The sequence below is a fragment of the Vibrio sp. 1402 genome (assembly GCF_033340275.1).
This window is the reverse complement of record NZ_JAWOWE010000137.1, coordinates 1-875: the sequence shown is the minus strand read 5'-3', so window position 1 is coordinate 875 and position 875 is coordinate 1. Positions and strand designations below refer to the sequence as shown.

The window sequence follows — 875 nt, the reverse complement described above, 5'->3', positions numbered from 1 at the left end:
TCGCGCACCATCAAACCTGCGCCTTCTTGGCGGTTGGGTGTCGCGCCTGTTTCCGGGCCAAGCTGTTCAAGCACCACATCGGCACTGAGGGTAAAGTTCACATCGGTTGGTAGCTCGGTGTAGTAAAAGGTGAGGCCTTCATGCGAGTTAGCTAACTTGCCGCCGCGGCTTTCAATGGTAAATGTGGACGCTAACGTACCAGCAGCGACAACATCACCATTGACCGTCACTTGGTTCACGCCGACTTTTTCCGGCAAAATGGTTGAGCCAAAGTTCATGTCGGTCGATTGACCAAAAGTGATCGCTTTCCAAGTCAGGTCTTCGACCTTAATCTCAGCAGCGTGTGCGGCTGGGGCCAATATGGCCGCCAGACACAAGGCTAAAGTGTGTTTTTTCATGGTCACTTTTCCTTGTTAGAAGTTGTATTTCAAACCGACACGGAAACGAGGAACATATTCATCTTTAAACTCTGAGCCGTCACCCTTGTGCGTGATAGCCGCGATAGCGAAGAATGGAATCACACCACTTTCTAACTTGGTGTATTCGCCTTTAAAGTCGATCAGCTGATCATGACCTTTGTCTTTCCAGCCACCTTCACCACCATGAATATCTTTGTACTCCGCTTCTACGCCAAGCTTGCCCCATTCAAACTTACGGTTTGCGTAAAGGTTGAGCTGGTTGTAACGCGAGTCGTCCGTGTTTTTGTACCCATGACGAATACGCGCAGCGACATCCCACTCGTCATTGATTTTGTACGCGCCCGTCAAGTTGTACTTGAACACTGACGCACCCGATGGGCTGGCATCAATGTTAATGCCCGGCGTTAGGGAGAAATTGTCGGTCGCTTTCCAACGGTAGCTCACGCCAGTTTCATG

The 875-nt window shown here is 50.3% G+C and carries 1 protein-coding gene and 1 pseudogene; both read right to left on the bottom strand.

The window, feature by feature from the left end; all coding sequences use genetic code 11:
- A pseudogene (locus tag R7044_RS24640) lies at positions 1-398 on the bottom strand (exopolygalacturonate lyase); the annotation flags it as partial.
- A gap of 15 nt (positions 399-413) precedes the next feature.
- Positions 414-875, bottom strand: a 462-nt coding sequence (locus R7044_RS24635; RefSeq protein ID WP_225455926.1) for an oligogalacturonate-specific porin KdgM family protein, incomplete at its 5' end; no start/stop codon positions are given.